The organism is Actinoplanes sp. NPDC048796 (genome assembly GCF_040650035.1).
GTDB lineage: Bacteria > Actinomycetota > Actinomycetes > Mycobacteriales > Micromonosporaceae > Actinoplanes.
Genome location: NZ_JBEZGO010000002.1, coordinates 1,009,164 through 1,027,813 on the forward strand (window position 1 = coordinate 1,009,164; position 18,650 = coordinate 1,027,813).

The following is an 18,650-nucleotide window of genomic DNA, read 5'->3' on the forward strand; positions in this document are numbered from 1 at the left end:
CACAGCGGTCGAGGCCTAATAGGTCAGAGCTACCAGGTCGCGGAGCTGGGCCAGCGCGTCCCGTTTGGCCGGCGAGTCGGGCAGCTCCCGCTGGGCCGCGGCGACCAGGCCCGAGCGCAGCAGGGCGTAGATCTCCCGCTGACCCTCCTCGGGGAGGTCGGGTATCCAGAGGCTGCCGAGATTCTCCGTGACCACCATGCGGAGCCAGTCGGCCGTCTTCGGGTCGCCGATCCTCGGTATGAGGAACTCCAGCGTCCATTCGAAGAGGCCACCCGTCGACTGCCAGTCCATGCCCGGCCGGACCATGATGAGAGCCGCCATTGCCGCCGCCCCAGGATGAAGACGCGCGGAGCCAGTCCGCGCTCCGCGATGAACCGTTCAATGCGGGCCACCTGGTCCGGGGTGAAGCGTGAGACGTCCACCGGTACCAGGTCGGCCTTCCTCAGGTGCAGCACGATCTGCAAGGAGAATCGCGCCCATTGCTGGTCGAACCTGTGGGCCGCGAACGGTCCCACGGCGTCGTAGGAGAGACCGTGCTGGTCGAACCAGTCGGCGCGGCAGCCGGGCCGGGCCCGGGTCAGCCGTACGCCGAGCTCGCTCTCGATCCGCAGCGCGGTCTCCGATTCGTTGGCCCGATAGCGGCCGGTGGCCGGGTCCATGCCGAGCGCACGGATCCGTCGCAACTCGCGCAGCGGACCCGGCGCACTCATCAGCGGTTCACCCGCTCCGGCCGGTGCGCACCGGGTTCGGCATGGGGCCGCTGTTCGGGCAGTTTGGGCGGCGTCACCACGACCGGCACGCCGCCCTGCCCGATTCCCGCATATATGACGGGATGGAAACGCCGGAGCAGCAGGGCGTGCAGGACGCCGAGAAACACCACCGCGCCGATGGCGGCCGGAACGGTCCAGGCCGGCACCCCGAGCAGCCGTCGCACGTCACCGAGGGCCAGATAACCGATCACGCCGAGGGACACCGTCGCCAGCACCGGCGCCACGAACCGGCTCCACGCGCCCTCGCCGTTCGGCACCTGGTTGAGATGCAGCAGCGCCGCCAGCGAGGTCGCCATCAGCAGCACCAGCACACCGAGCCCACCAGCGACGATCAGGCGCCGGCCCAAGAGATCAACACCGGAGGTTCCGATGGCGTACGCCGCCAGGAGCGCGACACCCGCGATCAGCGACTGCGCGAGGGACGCGTTCCGCGGAGCCCGAGTACGCGGCGACGTCCGGCTCAGCCCGGACGGCAGCACGCGCTCGCGCCCGAGCGCGAACAGATAGCGCGCGATCGTGTGGTGCAGCGCCACCATGGCCGCGACCAGCCCGGTGAGCAGCACCAGCCGCCCGAGCGTGACCGCCCACGGCGCCAGCCGCGCCGCGGCCAGGTCGAACAGCAGCTCCGGCCCGCGGGCCCGGGACAGCTCGGCGATCCGGCCGGGGCCGGCCGCCGTCGCCAGCGACCACGACGCTCCCGCGAGCAGCACGGTCAACACGACCACGCTCAGATAGGCGCCGCGCCCGGGGTCGCGACGGGGGCGGAGCGCCTCCTCCGCGTACGCCCCCGAGGTTTCGAAGCCGGCGAAGGCGAGCACCGAAACCACGAGCAGGAGCCCGAGCACCGGCAGGTCCACTCCGGACGGGCGGATCGACGCGACGGTGAGTTCGCCCGCGGCCGGGTCGATCACGTCGGCCGCCGCGAAGCCCACCACGACCACCCCCTCGACCAGCACCAGCAGCGCGATCAGCCCGCTGCTCACCTCGATCCGGATCGGGCCGCAGAGCGTCACCACGAGCCAGCAGCCGGCCGCGACCATCCACCACTGGGCCTCGACGTCGAACCAGCTGCGCAGCAGGGGCGCCGCGGCGACGCCGGCCAGGCCGTAGAGGCCGAGCTGGATGACCTGGTACGAGGTGAGCGCGAGCCACGCGGCGGCGGTGCCGCCCGGCCGGCCGAGTCCCTTCGCGACGTACGTGTACATCGCGCCGGCGAAGGGCGCCCGGTGGCCCATCGCCGCGTATCCGGCGGTGAACAGGATCAGGACGAGGCCGGCGGCGAGGAAGCTCAGCGGGACGAGCGGCCCGCCCCCGGTGGCGTAGGCGGCGGGCACGACGTGGACGAGCACGGCGATCGGCGCGGTGGCGGCGAGCGCGAAGTAGGCGATGGCGGCCGCGCCGATGCGACCGGGAGCGAGGGTGTGCGGTAACTCCTCGGGCGTACCCACGGACCTATTTGATCTGAAGGTTCCTCGCTTGACAACTAGCCGTAGCGGTTCACTCACCACCCGTGGACAAGTTTGGCACGAACCTCGCTCTTACTTGACGGCTCCCATCGACAGGCCCCGGACCAACTTGTTCTGCGCCAGCCACCCGGCGACCAGCACCGGCAGCGAGACCAGCGTCGCGGCCGCGCAGAGCCGGGCCAGGAACAGGCCCTCGGAGGAGATGAACCCGACCAGGAAGATCGGCGCGGTGCCGGCGTTGGTGGCGGTCAGGTTCACCGCCAGGAAGAACTCGTTCCAGGCGAAGATGAAGCAGATCAGCGCCGTCGCGGCCAGCCCGGGCGAGACGATCGGAAGGATGATTTTGCGGATGGAGGTGAGCAGCCCGGCGCCGTCCACCTCGCCGGCCTCCAGCACCTCGCGCGGCACCTCCAGCAGGAAGGACCGCATCATCCAGACCGCGAGCGGCAGGTTCATCGAGGTGTAGAGGACGACCATGGTCCAGATGTTGTCCAGCATGCCGAGGTGCTTGACCAGCAGGTAGAGCGGCAGCAGGGCGGCCACGGCGGGCATCATCTTGGTGCTGATGAAGAAGAACAGCGTGTCCGTCCACTTTGCCACCGGGCGCAGCGAGAGGGCGTAGGCGGCCGGGGTCGCCAGCGCGACCACGAACAGCGTCGAGAAGACGCTCGCCATCAGCGAGTTCAGCAGGAACGGCGTGATGTTGCGGTCGAAGACCTGCGCGTACTGGTCCAGGGTCGGGGTGAAGACCCAGCTCGGCGGGTTGCTGGCCGCGTCCTGCTCCTGCTTGAAGCTGGTCAGCACCATCCAGATGACCGGGAAGACGAACACGATCCCGGCGATCCAGGCCACCACACCCCAGAGCCGCTTCACCGGTGCTCCTCCATCTTGAACAGCGACGAGATGACCCGCAGGGCGAACGTCGCCACGACGATCGTCAGGAGCACCACGATCACGCCGGCCGCCGACGCCTCGCCGTACTCGAACTTGCGGAAGGTCGTCAGATAGATCTCGTAAGGCAGGTTGGTCGTGGCCGTACCCGGGCCGCCCTGGGTGATGCTGAAGATCGCGTCGAACGTGTTCACCAGGTAGATCGAGCCGAGCAGGGCGCCCAGCTCCAGGTACTGGCGCAGGTGCGGCAGCGTCATCCGGCGGAAGATCTGCCACGCGTTGGCCCCGTCGACCCGGGCCGCCTCGATCACCTCGTGCGACTGCGACTGGAGGCCGGCCAGCAGGATCAGCATCATGAACGGCGTCCACTGCCACACCAGGGTGGCGATGACCGCGCCCTTCGGATACGACGAGATCCAGTCGGTCGAGCCACCGAAAATGCCGTTGATCAGGCCGTACGCCGGGTTGAAGATCGCGTGCTTCCACAGCAGCGCCGCCGCGATCGGCATCACCAGGAACGGCGTGATGAGCAACGTGCGTACGACCGAACGCCCCACGAACTTGCGATCGAGCAGCAGGGCCAGCAGCAGCCCCAGGATCATCGAGAAGATCACCGCGCCCGCCGTGAGCAGCACCGTGTTCACCAGCGCCGACCGCAACCGGGTGTCGGTCAGCACGGTGACGTAGTTGTCGAGCCCGACGAACGGCTTGTCACCCGGGCGCAACGCGTTCCAGCTCAGCGTGGAGAGGTAGATCGTGTAGAGGAACGGGATCTGAGTGATCACGATCGCGAAGATCAGCGCGGGCAGCAGCGGCGCCCGGCGTACCCAACGGTCTCTAGCTCCGCCCTTGGTGGGCCGGACGGGCGGTTGGGTCCGCTCGTCCGGCCGGGCGACCATGGTGGTCACTACTTGTACTTCTTCGCCACGTCTTCGGCCTGCTTCTGCCCGTCGGCGAGGGCTTTGTCGACCGTGCTGCTGCCGGCGATGGCGGCGCTCACCTCCTGCGACACCTTCGTGCCGAGGTCGGCGAACTCGGGGATGCCGACGAACTGCACACCGAGCGCGGGCCGGGGCTGCACGCCCGGGTTGGTCGGGTCGGCGTGCTCGATCGAACCGAGCGTGATGTCGGCGAACGCCTTGGCCGACTCCTTGTATTCCGGGATCGAGTACGTCGACGTCCTCTTGCCGGACGGGACGCGCGACCAGCCGAGCTTCTCGCCGACCAGCTTCTCGTAGTCCTTGCTGGTCGCCCACGAGATGAACTTCCAGGCGGCGTCGGCCTTCTTGGTGGTCTTCGGCATCGCCCAGGCCCACGTCCAGAGCCAGCCCGAGTACTCGGTCTTGTTCACCGGGGCGTACACGTAACCGACCTTGCCCGCCACCTTGCTCGCCTTCGCGTCCTCCAGCGTGCCCGCCGCGGAGGTCGCGTCGTACCACATCGCGGCCTTGCCCTGCCCGAACGTGTTGAGGCACTCGGTGAAACCGGACTGCGGCGCGCCCGACTGGCCGTGTTTCTTGAGCAGGTCGACGTAGAACTGGGTGGCCTGGGCGAACTCGGGCGAGTCGACCTTCGCGGTCCAGTCCTTCTCGAACCACGTGCCACCGTAGGTGTTGACGACGGTCGTGAGCGGAGCGAACAGCTCGCCCCAGCCGGGCAGGCCGCGCAGGCAGATGCCGGCCACGCCCTTGCCCTTGTCGTCCAGCTTGGCGGCGAAGTCGGCGACCTGGGTCCACGTCGGATGCTCCGGCATGGTCAGGCCCTTGGCCGCGAACAGCTCCTTGTTGTACATGAGGAACGACGACTCACCGTAGAACGGCGCCGCGTACATCTTGCCGTCCTCGCCGGTCAGCGACTCGACCATCGGCTTGAGCAGATCGGCCGAGTCGTACGCCGAGTCGGCCTGGGCCTGCGTCGACAGCTCGTGCAGCCAGCCGTTCTTGGCCCAGATCGGCACCTCGTACGCGCCGACAGTGGCCACGTCGTACTGCCCGCCCTGATTGGCGACGTCCTGGGTGACCTTGTCGCGCAGTTCGTTCTCCGGGAGGATCGTGAACTTCACGGTGATCCCGGTCTGCTTGGTGAAGTTCTCGGCGGTCAGTTGCTGGATGTCCTCCATCTGCGGGTTGCCGACCATCAGGGCGGTGATGGTGTCGCCGGCGGCGTCGCCGCCGTCGGTCGAGCCGGCGCCCGAGCAGCCGGCGGTGGCCAGCAGCAGGCATGCGGCGGCCAGGGCGAGTTTTCTGGGCATGGTGCATCCTCCGTTTTATCGAAAACGGTGTGCCGATTAGACGCGTATTACTTGCGGTCCCATTCGGGAATAGCGGTTCGCCTCGGACGCCGGAAGTCCGGTGTCCGTGACCAGTGATTCGAAATCGGATACCTCGGCGAAACGGCAGAACGTACGTACGCCGAATTTGGTGTGGATGCCGACGAAGACCCGGCGCCGGGCGGCGGCCACGGCCCGCGCCTTCACGTCGGCCACGGCCGGATCGGGGGTGGTCAGGCCGACCTCGCGGGAGATGCCGTTGGCGCCGACGAACGCCAGGTCGATGACGAAGCCGGAGAGCATGCCGGCCGCCCAGTGGTCGACGGTGGCCAGCGTGCGGCCACGCACCCGGCCGCCGAGCAGCAGAACCGTGGCCGGCGTGGACCCGGCCAGCCAGGCCGCGGTGTTGAGTGAGGCGGTCACGACGGTCAGCGGCCGGTCGGTCGGCAGCGCCTCCGCGATCAGCTGCGGGGTGAAGCCCTCGTCGATGAAGATGGTCTCGGCGTCGCCGATGAGGCCGGCCGCGGCGTTCGCGATACGCCTTTTCTCCGGCACCCCGCGAACGGTGCGCATGGCCAGATCGGTCTCGAATTTGGCGGTCTCCACCGGGTACGCGCCTCCATGCGTACGGCGGATGAGTCCGTGTTTCTCCAGCAGCCGCAGATCGCGGCGAATGGTCTCGGCGCTGACTGACAGTTCGGCGGCCAGTTTGGCCACCTCGACCTCGCCGTGCCGGCGGGCCAGGGCGACTATCTGGTGCTGCCGCTCATCAGCGTTCATGGCGATATTTGTAACACCGGGGAAACCTGTGGCTCGGCTCACAAAGTCATCGACTTCGTTGTTTGTTTGCCCGCTTGCCCGTCGTCGTCGCGGGTCCGAAAGCGGCACCATGTCGGACCTTCTCCGCGAAACGTCCGACCGTTTGGCCGGAAACCGTGACCGGATGGTGCCCGGTCATGTGAGCTCGGGCGTTCTCCTCATGTCCGGTCCCGGCCGGACGACATGAGTGCCGTGCTAGCGACGGAGCAACTGACAGAATTCCTGTCCGCGGTGGCGGACCGGCCCGCCGGTCCGGCCGCGCAATACGCTGCCGTCGAGTGCGCCGCCCGCGCCCTCGACGCCGACGTCGCGGTGCTGATGATCGACGACGGGGTGGTCGCCACCATCGGCCTCGCGGCCGACCAGGTGCCCGCGTACGCCCTGGCCGAGGTGGCCGCCGGCCGCCGGGCCACGCTCGAGCTCGACGGCGGCCGCTACGCGGTCACCCACGCCCCGATCGGCGGTCCCGCGCCCGGCGTCCTGGTGCTCGGCCGGATCGGCGCCTCCTTCACCGCGGAGGAGATCACCCTGCTGCGGGGTATGGCCCGCGTCCTCGAGCTCTGCCTCCAGTCGCTGTACGTCGTCGAGTCGGAACGCCGGTACGCCGAGGAGAACGGCCGCCTGCTCGGCTACCTCGACCAGGGCCGCCGCGTCTTCTCCGAGCTGTCCGGGGTGCAGCGGGCCATCGGCCGCCGCCGGCCCCTGACCAGCGTCTTCGACCTGGTCACGGCGTCGCTGCGGGACCTGCTGGGCGTCGAGATGGTGTCGATCAACCTGGTCGAGCGGGACGATCCCCACCTGGGCACCATGGTGGCCGCCGTCGGAGTCGGCCCCGAGGTGCGCGCCCAGGCCGCGCGGGTGCCGGTCGCCGCGGCCGGCGTCACCGGGCTGGCCATCCTCGGCGACGAGCTGGTCGCCGTGGAGGACTACGCCACCTCACCGATAGCGTTGCCGGCCCTGACCGCGGTCAACCTGCAGTCGGTGCTGTCCGTGCCCGTGCACGAGGGCGACCAGTCGGTCGGCGCGCTCACCGTGGGCACCTACAGCGCCCGCCGCGACTGGGACAAGGCGACCCGTGAGATCGTCACCGCGTTCGCCGAGCACATCAGCCTGGCCCTGACCGACGCCCGCACCCAGGAGCAGATGAGCCGGGCCTACCTCGACTCCCTGACCGGCCTGGCCACCCGCGCCCTGTTCCAGACGCGGATGGAGGAAGCCCTCGGCGCCCAGGGCCTGGGCGGCGCCGTGCTCTTCGTCGACCTCGACCGCTTCAAGGTGGTCAACGACTCGCTCGGTCACGCCGCCGGCGACACCCTGCTCACCGGGGTCGCCGAGCGCATACAGGCCTGCCTGCGCGACGGCGACACGGCGGCCCGGCTCGGCGGCGACGAGTTCGCCGTGCTGCTGCCCGGCCTGCACGGCACCGACGAGGCCGTTCCCGTGGCCGAGCGCATCCTCGACGCGCTGCGGCTGCCGTTCGACCTCGGGGCGGAGACGTTCGTCAGCTCCAGCATCGGCATCGCCTTCGGCCGGCCCGGCGAGCACGACGCGGCCGAGCTGATGGTCCACGCCGACCTGGCGATGTACCAGGCCAAGAAGCACGGCAAAGACCGCTACGAGGTCTTCCAGCCGGCCATGCGCGAGGCCTTCCAGGCCAACATCGCGCTCGAGGCCGACCTGCGCCGGGCCGTGCTGCGCCACGAGTTCGAGCTGCGCTACCAGCCGATCGTCCACCTGCACACCGGCGAGATCACCGGCGTCGAGGCCCTGATCCGCTGGCAGCACCCGGAACGCGGCGTCATCCCGCCGATGGACTTCATCCCGCTGGCCGAGGAGACCGGGATGATCGTCCCGATCGGCGAGTGGGTCCTGCGCGAGGCCACGACCCGGGTGGCCGAGTGGAACCGCCAGCGGCTCGGCCCGCCGCTGTCGGTCAGCGTGAACATCTCGGCCGTTCAGCTCGACCAGACGTCCCTGCCCCACGTCGTGCGGGACGCCCTGGCCACGGCCGGGATGCCGGCCGACCGCCTGATCCTCGAACTGACCGAGTCGCTGCTGGTGGAACACCGCCCGGCGACCCTGGACCGGCTCAACGAGATCAAGAGCATCGGCGTCCGCCTGGCCATCGACGACTTCGGTACGGGATATTCGTCGCTGGCCTACCTGCGCCGCTTCCCGGTCGACATCATCAAGATCGACAAGTCCTTCGTCGACGACGTCGTCGACGAGCCGACCGCGGCCGCCCTCACCCACGGCATCATCCAGCTGGGCCGCGCCCTGCAGCTGTCCACCATCGCCGAGGGCATCGAACACGCCAGCCAGCTGACCTCGCTGGCCGGCGGCAACTGCGAACTGGGCCAGGGCTACTACTTCGCCGAGCCGCTGACCCACGGCGCCCTCGACGACCTGCTCTTCCCGACTGACGTTCCCCCCACCGAGTGCGAATGACGAGCGACACTGCTCGGCATGCGGGAACGATCGGCCGGCCTGACTGGAAGCGGCAGACCGCCTCAACCTCAACTTCGTCATGGCCGCGATCCGCGCGTCAAGCGGCGCCCTGGTCCAGCACCTCGGAGACCGCTACGCACTGACGGTCCACCCCTTTGTCCCAGGCTCCGCGGGTTCGTTCGGCCCCCATCCCTCGTCCGACCGCGAGGCCGTCCTGGACATGCTGATCGCCCTGCACCGCAGCCGGCCGGTCACGGCGCCCCGCACCAATCTTCGTCTCCTCGGCCGGGCGGTCTCCGCCTGATCGACGGGAACAGCATCCAGCTAGCCCATCGGAACGCGACCTCTGGATGCTGACCAGCGCGATGATCGACGCCCCAGCTCGGACGACCGCCCATACGACACCGGCCACCTCGACGGTCGACCCGCCCCTCGGCCGCCTCGACGCCCCGGTGCTGGGCCGCGACCCGGCGGTCACGGCCCTGAAGACCCTGCTGACCAGGCGCCGCGCTGGGCCACGGGTGCATGTGCTGCATGGCCTCGGCGGCTGTGGCAAGACCACGCTCGCGTTGGTTCTGGCCGGCTGGGCGGTTCAGCGGCGTAGGGCGGTGTGGTGGGTATCAGCCGCCACGACGACCGACCTGCACATCGGCATGCGTCACGTCGCCACACCCGGTCCCGCCACTGTCCCCAGCCGACGGCGCCCGGCTCCTCCTCGATCGCGCGGGCGAGCAGGCGGGCCCGGCCGACGACGCCCGAGCGCTGGCCGAGCACATGGGCGGGCTGCCACTGGCGCTGCGCCTGGCCGGCATGTACATCGCGGAGACAGCGGCGGCGCCCTGGCCGGACCCGGCCGCCACGTTCAGCGGTTACCGAGCCGCTCTCGAGGACGGAAACCTGCCTGATGCCCTGATCGGCCGCACCTGGGAGCTGTCGCTCGACCTTCTCGATCGCCGCGGCCTCATCCAGGCCCGCCCCCTGCTGCGGCTGCTGTCACAGTTCGCCGAGGCCCCGATCCCGTACCGACAGCTGCTGCGCCCCGAGGCACTGGCCGCCTTCGAGCAGTTCGCCGGCCTCGACGCCCGGCGACTGTGGGAGCTGCTGCGAGCGCTCGCCCACGTGGGACTGATCGACCTGACCGAGCCCGCAACCCTACGTCTCCATCCCTTGGTGCGCCGCGTCGGCCGCCACCAGGGTTCGCTCGCCGATCAAGCGGCCGCCCTCCTGCACAGCACCGCCGAGGAGGAGGGCTACCAGTCCTCCGAGGATCCCCGGCACTGGTCGTTCTGGGAGGCTTTCGCCCCGCACTCCCTGCACATGGTCGAAGCCATTGCGGATCTGCCCGTCCTCACCGCACAGACCGTGGAACACGCCGCCTTCGCGGCCCAAATGACAGGCCTCTACCTGCGAGCCCGCAGGTTATACGCCCAAGCAACGGTGTGCCACCAGACCATCGTCGACAACTGCCAGGCGGTTCTGGGCGACCGACACATCGGCATCATGGCACCCCGGCATTCACTGGCCGCGCTGCTGCATACCCGCGGCCGTTTGGACGAGGCCGAGCTGCTCTATCGCGAGGTCCTCGCCGACCGCCGCGCCGCGCTGGGCGACGAGCACCGGCACACCCTGGCCACCCGCCACCAGCTGGCGTTCCTGCTCTTCGACCGCAGCCGCCTCGATGAGGCGGAAGCCGAGTGGCAGACCGTCTTCACCGTCAACGAGGAGGCGTGCGGGCCGGACCACATGTTGACCTTGAACAGCCGATACATGCTCGCCCGAGTCTGGCACGCGCGCGGTTGACTGGACGCCGCCGAGGCGGCTTACCGAGTGGTGATGGAGGCCCAGGGTCGCCTGTTCGGCGACGGCCATCCGCGGACGCTAGGTACCCGGTTCGATCTGATCCGGGTTCGGCACGACCGAGGCGATCTGGCCGCCGCCGAGCGGGAGTACCGGGCGGTTCTCACGGCTCAGCAGCGCGTCCTCGGCGACGACCACCCCACCACGCTGACCATTCACGAGCGGCTCGCCGGCCTCCTGCACGACCGGGGCGACCATGTGGCGGCCCTCACCCCTTACGAGGCCGTGCTCTCTGGGCGCAGGCGGACTCTGGGCGACGACCATCCCGACACCCAATCCACGCAAGCCCGCCTGGAGCTGCTGAAGCCAAACTGACTCTTGCCACAGTCACGTACGCAGGGTCAGCACCACAACCGTCAAGACCGAGCGCCTCCTGCAAGAGGAGTGAAGACAAGTGGCCGCCCCATGAGGGGCGGCCACTGTGCTGATAGGTGAGGCTCAGGGGGCGTACGTCAGGACTTGAAAGCGTCCTTGATGTTCTCGCCGGCCTGCTTGAGCTTGGAGCTCGACTGGTCGGCCTTGCCCTCGGCCTCGAGGCGCTCGTCGTCGGTCGCCTTGCCGACGCCCTCCTTGACCTTGCCGCCCAGCTCTTCGGCCTTGTTGTCGATCTTGTCGTCGGTACCCATAGTTACCTCCGGAGGGTCAGCTTCCTACGCCGTCCGCATTACCCCGGCTCCGCTCGGCCAATCCCTTTCCAGGAGACCGGCGAAGTCGGCGGCCGGCATCGGGCGGGCGAACAGGAAGCCCTGCGCCGCCCGATATCCGAGATCACGCAGCCGTTGTGCCTGGTCACACGTCTCCACCCCCTCGGCCACGGCGTCCAGCCCGAGCGCGCCCGCCACCTGCAGGACCGCGGCCGCCACCGGGACCCGGTCGTCGGGCGCGGCCTGGGTGAAGGCCCGGTCGAGCTTGACCTCGTCCACCGGCACGTCGTGCAGCATGGTCAGCGTCGACGCCCCCGTACCGAAGTCGTCCAGCGAGACCCGCACCCCGCGCGCCCGCAGCTCGGTCAGGTTGGCCGCCGACGCCGCGGCGTCGATCGGCATCGACTCGGTGACCTCGAGGGCGATCCGGGACCCTTCGATCTCGTACGCGTCCAGCAGCGCCCCGACGTAGAAGGCGAATCCGGGCTCGCGCAGATCGCGGGCCGAGATGTTGATGTTCAGGACGATCGCCGGGTTCCAGCCGGCCAGGTCGCGGACGGCCCGGCGGATCACCCAGCGGCCCAGCGGCACGATCAGGCCGGTGCGCTCGGCGACCGGGATGAAGGCGTCCGGCGCCAGCGTGCCGTGCACCGGGTGGGCCCAGCGGACCAGGGCCTCGGCGCCCAGCACCCGGTCGTCGGTGAGGGAGACGATCGGCTGGTAGAGCAGGAACAGCTGGTCGTCGCGGATCGCCTCGCGCAGTTCGGCACCCAGGTGCGACTGGTCGCTGGCCGCCATGCCCTGGTCGTAGTGCAGGAACGTCGTGCCGGGCCGGGCCTTCGCCGCGTACATGGCGATGTCGGCCCGGCGCAGCAGCAGACTCGGGTCGTCGCCGCTGCGGCCGTCGGCGATGCCGATGCTGGCCCGGATGGGCAGCTCGTGGCCGTCGGCGACCACCGGCTCGCGCAGAGCCTCGATCATGCGCCGGGCGGCCAGGTCGGCCGCGGCCGGGTCGGCGCCGTCGAGGACCAGCACGAACTCGTCGCCGCCGAGGCGGGCCACCGTGTCCTCGGCCCGGACGCAGGCGTCGAGGCGCTGGGCCACCGCGATCAGCAGGAGGTCGCCCACCTCGTGCCCGAGCGTGTCGTTCACTTCCTTGAAGTCGTCCAGGTCGATCAGCGCGACCGCCACCGGCCGGTCGCCGGGGCTGGTCAGGGCCTTGTCGAGCCGCTCGTGGAAGAGCACCCGGTTGGGCAGCCGGGTCAGCGCGTCGTGGGTGGCGCCGTGGTCGAGGCGGCGCAGCAGGCGCCCGTTGTCGCGGAACGCGGTGATCTGGCGCAGCACCACCAGCGCGGTGAGCAGCACGGCGCTGACCACCACGATCCGGCGGTCCTCGCCGTTCGCGGGCCAGGCCACCGTCAGCAGCAGGCCGTCGACGGCTCCCACGGCCACGTACGGCAGGGCGCTGAAGCTGCGCGGGCGGCTCGGCTTGGCCCCACGGCGCGGGCCGTACGAGGCCCGGCGCTGGCGGTTGGCGGCCAGCGCCCCGAAGAAGTAGACCGCCGGCATGCCGAGGACGTCCGGGTACAGGTGCGGGTCGAGCGTCATGAAGATCGGCCGCAGGATCGGCCCGACGGCGCCGATGAGCACCGCCACCGCCAGCATCCGCAGGGCGCCGCGGTCGAACAGGGACTGGCTGGCCAGCAGGAACTTCGCGACCGCGAAGACCGCGAGCAGGGCCACCACGCTCAGCGTGAGCGAGACGTAGACAAGGCTGCTGTCGGCCGCGTGCAGCGAGTACCGGGTGGCGAAGTGCCAGACGAAGACGGCGCAGGCCAGCATGACCGTGCCGGCGTCGAGCACCAGGCGGAACGTCTCGCCGCGGCTGCGCGAGCCGAACGGCAGCCGGATGAGGGCCCACATGATGATCAGAATGGCCAGGCCGTCGAAGACCATCTGCCCGGCGCCCATCGGCAGGTCGGGCGCGTTTCCGGCCCGGGTGACCTGGGCCGTCTGCGCTGTCGCGCCGAGGCCGACCAGCAGGCACACCACCCAGATCTGCCGCCAGAACAGGCGGATCGGCGCCGGCAGGTGCTCGGCCCGGGCGGTACGCGCGCAGCTCACCGCGAGCAGCCCGGCGCCGGCGATGCTGGGCAGCCACAGCAGGGCCCACGGGATGACCGGGCTGATCGAGTTGACGCCGACAGCGACGACGGTGACCAGGAGCAACAGGGCGTTCGCCCTGAGCAAGCGGTCCGGGAGAAGGCTCACGCCGCTCGGATCGGCCGCGAGCAGGGTCCGGGTGAGAAAAGGGTCGCTGTGACCTGGGTCCCCGGCGGCCGGCTTGGCGGGGCGGCCATACTTTGACACTGTGCTGCGACCCGCGACCTACGCCGAACGCGACCTGATCCTGCCCTGGCGGAACCATCCGTCGGTGCGGGCGGTCAGCCTGACCACCCACGAGATCAAGCCCGAGGAGCACGCCGCCTGGTGGGAAAAGCGCTGGCAGACGGTGCTGATTTACGAGGATGATCGCGGCGTGCCCGCCGGCGTCGTCATCTTCAACGAGAACACGTGGTCCTTCTATCTCGACACCGAGGGCCTGGGCGACCGGCAGCTGGCCGCCTGGATGCGGCTGGAGAAAGAAGCCATCGACTACGCGTTCGGCACACTGGGACTGGAAACGCTCGGCGGCGAGACCCTGGAAGAGAACAAGCAGGTGCTGGCGTTGCACCGACGGTTCGGGTTCAAGGAGACGCGGCGCTACGAACGACTCGTCGACGGGGTTCCGAAGACGGTCGTCTGGACTGAGAGAGGGAAGTAATGACTAAGTTCGGGCCCGACAAGCGGCCGTACATCGTCGCGGAGATGTCGGGTAACCACAACGGCTCTCTCGACCGGGCGCTGGCGCTGGTCGACGCGGCGGCGGACGCCGGCGCGGACGCGATCAAGATCCAGACGTACACGGCCGACACCATGACCGTGGACGTCAAGCACCCTCGCTTCCAGCTTTCCCAGGGCCACGAGCTCTGGGGCGGCGAATACCTCTACGACCTGTACGAGCGCGCCCACACGCCGTGGGACTGGCACCAGCCGATCTTCGAGCGGGCCCGCGAGCGGGGCATCACGCCGTTCTCCAGCCCGTTCGACCGTACGGCGGTCGAGCTGCTCGAGAAGCTCGACGCGTCCCTCTACAAGATCGCGTCGTCCGAGATCACCGACCTGCCCCTGATCCGCCTCGCGGCGAGCACCGGCAAGCCGATCATCATCTCCACCGGCATGGCCTCGGTGCGCGAGATCGCCGCGGCGGTCGAGGCCGCCCAGGGCGTCGGCGCCACCGACATCACCGTGCTCAGCTGCACCGCGTCGTACCCGGCCCCGCCGGAATACACCAACCTGCGCCGCATCCCGGTGCTGGCCCAGATGCTCGAGCTGCCGATCGGTCTCAGCGACCACACGCACGGCATCGGCGTGCCGATCGCCTCGGTCGCCTTCGGGGCGTGTCTCATCGAGAAGCACGTCACGCTGGACCGCGCCGACGGCGGCGTCGACTCGGCCTTCTCGCTGGAGCCGGCCGAGCTCAAAGCCATGCGCATCGAGTCGGAGCGGGCCTGGCAGGCGCTGGGCACCACGCACATCGGCCCGACCGAGGCCGAGAAGGAGGGCCTGCGGTTCCGCCGGTCGCTCTACGTGGTGACCGACGTGAAGGCCGGCGACCCGGTGACCGAGGAGAACGTCCGCTCCATCCGCCCGACCGGCGGCCTGGACCCGGACGCGATCCGTACGGTGATCGGCCGGACCTTCACCAAGGACGCGGCCAAGGGCACGCCGCTCACCTGGGACCTGATCTAAGGAAAAAAGGGGGGCCCGCCGGGCCCCCCTTTTCTCACTGTCCTCGGCGTCGCAGCTTGCCGAGCACCTTGCGGCTGTCACGGCCGACGACCTTGTAGCCGGCCTTGGCGACCATCAGGATGCGGCCGGCCCAGGTCTTCTTGTAGAACTGGACCTCCCAGTCCATCTTGCTGACGGCCAGGTCCCGCGACTTGATCATCTGCTCGGTCCACTCCATCATCGCGAGCAGGTGGCTGGCCTCGTACCGCTGGCGCCACAGCGCCTCGGTGAGCTCCCGGAAGCCCGGCACGTCGACCGAGGCCGTGCCCGGCGACACCGACAGCAGCTGCAGCCGCCGGTCGTGCTGCTGCTCCAGGTTCAGCTCGAACTCGGCCGACTCCAGGATCACCTGAAGGTCGACCGCGCGGCGGATCTCCTCGGCGTCGACGCCCTGGCCGATCATGCCGAGCAGGATCGCGGTCAGGTCGACCGCGTGCGAGGTGATCGGCCACGGGTGCGGCTGGCCGGACGTGATGAGCTGGACGGCGAACGCCCAGACCGCCCGGACCTGCGCCGTCTCCAGCGCGACCGGCTCGATCGAGGTCCAGCGGGTGGGCAGCAGCTCCAGGCCGTCCGGGCCGACGAACACATCGGCCAGGCCGGACAGGCCGGCCGGGCCGGTCAGGACGCCGTCCTGGGCCTGGGCGCGCAGCCACGCGTCGTACTGCGCGAGCTCGACCCGCATCTGCCGCAGGTTGTCGGTGGCGGCCAGGTGGAGCAGGCGCTCCTCGAGCACGTAGCCCCGGTCGGCCCCGGGGGCCGCCGGCTCGCTGACGCGGCGCAGGCCGTACCGCTCGATCGTGCCCTGAAGCGGCTGGAGAACGGTCGTCCGGACGGCGCCGCCGCCGGACGCGACCTCGTAGACGAAGGTGCCCCGCGGGTCGCCGATGAGCAGTTCGTGGCCGCCGGTGACGGGAGCCGCGCCGGACGCGCGGGCGACGACCAGCCAGGCCGCGGCCACGGTGCTCTCGGCACCGGCCCGCACGGCCCGGTGGATCAGGCGGCGGGGGTCGGTGAGGACCGGCCGGTTACGGAAGGCGGTCGCGTACGCCTGCGACAGCGCCGTGCCGAGCCGGGGCCGCAGCGGCGACGAGACCTCGCCCAGCAGACCCTCGCCGACCAGGACGGTCGGGGTGGCCGGCTCGGGGAACGCCGCGTACGAGGAGCTGACGGTCAGGCCGGCGTCGCCCAGCCGGGAGACCAGTTGCTCGCGCGAGGCCGGGCGGTGGGTGTCGTGCTCGTCCACCGGGTACCACGCCGAGTCCTGGCGCTCGCGGGCGCCGGGCTCGAGGCGCAGCGTGTGGTGCAGCGCGAAGTTGTTGTCGTGGAGCAGGATCAGGACGCCGTCGGGCCGCACGGCCGCGGCCAGCCGGTCGATCAGCTCACCGGCGGACAACTGCTCACCCTCGGTGGAGTTGAGCCGGCCCACGCCGTCGACGGCGACCACGACGTCGAAGGTGGCAGCCTGGTCGACCTTGATCACCGAGCCGCCGAGCACGGTGACCCGCGGGTGGGCGCGCGCGGCCTGCTCGGCGTCACCGAGGGAGCGCAGCAGCCAGGTGACCGCCGCGCCGCTGTCGGCCAGCGCGGCGACGACCTCGGGCGAGTGGGGGCCGGCGACCAGCACGGTGCGGCCGGGCGCGGCGTGCTGCGCCAGCAGGTGGAGCAGGACGGCGCCGCGCGGCAAGGCCGGGCCCTGCCGCTCGTCGAGATCGGTCCAGTTGAACATCTCGCCACCGATGCGCTGAAGATTGTTCACCGGCGGCGCGCTCAGCGCGGCCGTGAAGTTCGTGCCGTCGGTGGGAAGCAGAGCAGAGGCGCGCTCCGACATCACTCAGACCTCTCTGTTGCTGCGGGCCGGCCCAGTCGTCGGGGGTCGCGGAGGCGTCGCCGTCTCGGCCCGTCAAGTCGACGCCGAAAGGTACCATTCAAGGTTAGTAACTGCTCTGATAGTCGGGGCGGCATTGGCCCGTCGAGCAACTGCGCCGGCGGGTCAAACGGCGCCGGTGGGCCGAATTGCGCCTAAAGCCCCTGATCGCGCGAGTTGTCCCCTGCGGCCAGAGCTTATCACCTGTGTCGCGTGTCACCGTTTGCCCCAGGGGGCTCATCCGCCGCGCGACCTGCAAGATCATCACCTACAGTGGACGACCAGAGACCGGCCGGGGTGGGCGCCGCCACGTCTGCCCCGGCCACCTCGATCGGCCCGCTACCGTGATCACCGTGGTTCTGGCAGTGATCTCCCTGGGCGGCGTGCTCGGCGCGCTGACCCGCTACGGCCTGACGCTGGCCTGGCCACATGCAACCGACGGCTTCCCGTGGGCGGTCTGGACGATCAACGTGTCCGGCTGCTTCCTGATCGGCCTCCTCTACGTCTGGCTCGGCCGTTTCCGCCCGGAGCAGCGCCTCGTACGCCCGTTCCTGGGCACCGGCTTCCTGGGCGGCTACACGACGTTCTCGACCGCCATGACCGACGTGCTGACCGCGCCGACCGTCACCGGCGCCGTCTACCTGATCACCACGCTGGCCGGCGCGCTGCTCGCCGTGTGGGCCGCGTCCGTCCTGGCCGAACGGGTGCCCCGATGACCACTGTCCTCCTGGTGGCCGCCGGCGCGGCGGTAGGCGCGCCGTTGCGGTACCTCACCGATCGGGCGTTCCCGTCACCGTCCGGCTTCCCGCGCGGCACCCTGATCGTGAACGTGGCCGGCTCGCTGCTGCTCGGCTTCCTGCTCGGCCTGCCGGTCTCCCCCACGCTGACCGCGCTGCTGGGCACCGGCTTCTGCGGAGCGCTGACCACGTACTCCACCTTCAGCTGGGAAACGCTCACCCTGGCCCGCTCGGACCGGCCGCAGCGGGCCCTGGTGTACGCGCTGACCAGCGTCATCCTGGGCCTGAGCGCCGCATTACTCGGCCGCTACCTGGGCCGCCACACACAATAGGGTCATGGAACTCGCGAAGATCCTGGAAGCCGCGGCCGAGGGCTACTTCCCGCCCCCGAACGGCGGCGTCACCGTCGTCCCGCAGCCCAGCGAGCGCGACGCGGGCGTGCTCGCCTTCACCGCCCACACGGTGATCTTCCTGGACGAGGACCCCGACTGGATCACCGCCACCCTGGCCACCATCGACGTCGACCCGCTGGCCCGGACCATGCACCCGCTGTTCCTGACGGCCCTGCTGACCCGCACCGGCCGCTCGGCCGACACGATCGACCTGCTGACGGTCGCCCCCGCGCTGCCGGGCCCGCCCCCGCTCACCCTCACCCGTCACGATCAAGACCATTCCCGGGTACGCCGGGCCCAGGCCCACCGCGACGACGTCCAGGCGTGGTGGACCGACGGTGGCGTGCTCACCCTGGGCCGCGGCGTGGCCGGCCGCTGGGAGACCTCGGTCGAGGTCGACGAGCCCGCCCGCCATCGGGGCCTGGGCCGCCTGCTGGCCACCGCCGCCCGCCACCTGATCCCACCCGGCTCGTGGCTGTGGTCCCAGCAGTCGCCCGGCAACGCCCGGAGCGTCCGAACCTTCCAGGCCGCCGGTTACCGCCCCATCGCCTCCGAGTTGCTCCTGCACCCGTGAAGCGGCGCCGCCCAGGGCGGCGCCG

At 70.4% G+C, this 18,650-nt stretch carries 18 protein-coding genes; 9 read left to right on the plus strand and 9 right to left on the minus strand.

Annotation, left to right across the window (positions count from 1 at the left end; translation table 11 throughout):
- Nucleotides 1–15 precede the first annotated feature (15 nt).
- From AB0C26_RS13160 to AB0C26_RS13185, 6 genes are all read right to left on the minus strand, one after another.
- The gene (locus tag AB0C26_RS13160) at nt 16–321 is read right to left on the minus strand and encodes a hypothetical protein (protein ID WP_360246295.1); all 306 of its coding nucleotides are present in this window, start codon (nt 319–321) and stop codon (nt 16–18) included.
- A gap of 388 nt (nt 322–709) precedes the next feature.
- Complete coding sequence (locus tag AB0C26_RS13165; protein WP_360246297.1) at nt 710–2,218, minus strand: APC family permease; 1,509 nt, start codon at nt 2,216–2,218, stop codon at nt 710–712.
- A 90-nt stretch (nt 2,219–2,308) separates the two neighbouring features.
- A complete protein-coding gene (locus tag AB0C26_RS13170) occupies nt 2,309–3,109 on the minus strand; it encodes a carbohydrate ABC transporter permease (protein ID WP_360246299.1) in 801 nt (266 codons plus the stop codon).
- A complete protein-coding gene (locus AB0C26_RS13175; RefSeq protein WP_360246546.1) occupies nt 3,106–4,026 on the minus strand; it encodes a sugar ABC transporter permease in 921 nt (306 codons plus the stop codon). The genes AB0C26_RS13170 and AB0C26_RS13175 overlap by 4 nt, the downstream gene beginning before the upstream one ends.
- A gap of 8 nt (nt 4,027–4,034) precedes the next feature.
- Nucleotides 4,035–5,378 carry a sugar ABC transporter substrate-binding protein gene (locus tag AB0C26_RS13180; RefSeq protein ID WP_360246301.1) on the minus strand — a complete coding sequence of 448 codons (1,344 nt, stop codon included), beginning with the start codon at nt 5,376–5,378 and terminating at the stop codon, nt 4,035–4,037.
- Nucleotides 5,379–5,414: 36 nt separating this feature from the next.
- Nucleotides 5,415–6,176 (minus strand): DeoR/GlpR family DNA-binding transcription regulator, encoded by a 762-nt coding sequence (locus tag AB0C26_RS13185; RefSeq protein WP_360246303.1) that lies wholly within the window; start codon nt 6,174–6,176, stop codon nt 5,415–5,417.
- A gap of 222 nt (nt 6,177–6,398) precedes the next feature.
- Here AB0C26_RS13185 and AB0C26_RS13190 point away from each other — a divergent pair, with 222 nt between their 5' ends.
- From AB0C26_RS13190 to AB0C26_RS13205, 4 genes are all read left to right on the plus strand, one after another.
- Entirely contained in the window at nt 6,399–8,663 is a 2,265-nt protein-coding gene (locus tag AB0C26_RS13190) for an EAL domain-containing protein (protein ID WP_360246304.1), read from the plus strand.
- Between the two features lie 79 nt (nt 8,664–8,742).
- Nucleotides 8,743–8,967, plus strand: coding sequence for a hypothetical protein (locus tag AB0C26_RS13195; protein WP_360246306.1), 225 nt, complete (start codon nt 8,743–8,745; stop codon nt 8,965–8,967).
- 470 nt (nt 8,968–9,437) lie between these two features.
- On the plus strand, nt 9,438–10,463 hold the full coding sequence (locus AB0C26_RS13200; RefSeq protein WP_360246308.1) for a tetratricopeptide repeat protein: 1,026 nt from the start codon (nt 9,438–9,440) through the stop codon (nt 10,461–10,463).
- A 33-nt stretch (nt 10,464–10,496) separates the two neighbouring features.
- Nucleotides 10,497–10,835: a tetratricopeptide repeat protein gene (locus AB0C26_RS13205; RefSeq protein ID WP_360246310.1), complete on the plus strand. Its 339-nt coding sequence runs from the start codon at nt 10,497–10,499 to the stop codon at nt 10,833–10,835.
- A 137-nt stretch (nt 10,836–10,972) separates the two neighbouring features.
- Here the strand turns inward: AB0C26_RS13205 and AB0C26_RS13210 are convergent, their stop codons facing one another.
- Both AB0C26_RS13210 and AB0C26_RS13215 read right to left on the minus strand, forming a co-directional pair.
- On the minus strand, nt 10,973–11,146 hold the full coding sequence (locus tag AB0C26_RS13210) for a CsbD family protein (protein WP_097329123.1): 174 nt from the start codon (nt 11,144–11,146) through the stop codon (nt 10,973–10,975).
- A 24-nt stretch (nt 11,147–11,170) separates the two neighbouring features.
- Entirely contained in the window at nt 11,171–13,435 is a 2,265-nt protein-coding gene (locus AB0C26_RS13215) for an EAL domain-containing protein (protein ID WP_360246312.1), read from the minus strand.
- Between the two features lie 100 nt (nt 13,436–13,535).
- Between AB0C26_RS13215 and AB0C26_RS13220 the strand changes: the two genes are divergently transcribed.
- The gene (locus AB0C26_RS13220) at nt 13,536–13,988 is read left to right on the plus strand and encodes a GNAT family N-acetyltransferase (RefSeq protein WP_097328833.1); all 453 of its coding nucleotides are present in this window, start codon (nt 13,536–13,538) and stop codon (nt 13,986–13,988) included.
- Complete coding sequence (pseI, locus tag AB0C26_RS13225; RefSeq protein WP_360246314.1) at nt 13,988–15,016, plus strand: pseudaminic acid synthase; 1,029 nt, start codon at nt 13,988–13,990, stop codon at nt 15,014–15,016. Before AB0C26_RS13220 ends, pseI begins: the two co-directional genes overlap by 1 nt.
- Nucleotides 15,017–15,050: 34 nt before the next feature.
- Here pseI and AB0C26_RS13230 read toward each other — a convergent pair whose 3' ends face one another.
- Nucleotides 15,051–16,886 carry a hypothetical protein gene (locus AB0C26_RS13230; RefSeq protein ID WP_360246315.1) on the minus strand — a complete coding sequence of 612 codons (1,836 nt, stop codon included), beginning with the start codon at nt 16,884–16,886 and terminating at the stop codon, nt 15,051–15,053.
- Between the two features lie 389 nt (nt 16,887–17,275).
- On the opposite strand from AB0C26_RS13230, the gene AB0C26_RS13235 reads away from it, so the two are divergent.
- Genes AB0C26_RS13235 through AB0C26_RS13245 form a run of 3 tightly spaced genes read left to right on the plus strand, consistent with a single transcriptional unit; the run spans nt 17,276 to nt 18,625 of the window.
- On the plus strand, nt 17,276–17,638 hold the full coding sequence (locus AB0C26_RS13235) for a CrcB family protein (protein WP_360246317.1): 363 nt from the start codon (nt 17,276–17,278) through the stop codon (nt 17,636–17,638).
- Nucleotides 17,635–17,991: a fluoride efflux transporter CrcB gene (gene crcB, locus AB0C26_RS13240; RefSeq protein ID WP_360246319.1), complete on the plus strand. Its 357-nt coding sequence runs from the start codon at nt 17,635–17,637 to the stop codon at nt 17,989–17,991. The genes AB0C26_RS13235 and crcB overlap by 4 nt, the downstream gene beginning before the upstream one ends.
- 4 nt (nt 17,992–17,995) lie before the next feature.
- A complete protein-coding gene (locus AB0C26_RS13245) occupies nt 17,996–18,625 on the plus strand; it encodes a GNAT family N-acetyltransferase (protein ID WP_360246321.1) in 630 nt (209 codons plus the stop codon).
- The last annotated feature ends 25 nt before the right edge of the window (nt 18,626–18,650 follow it).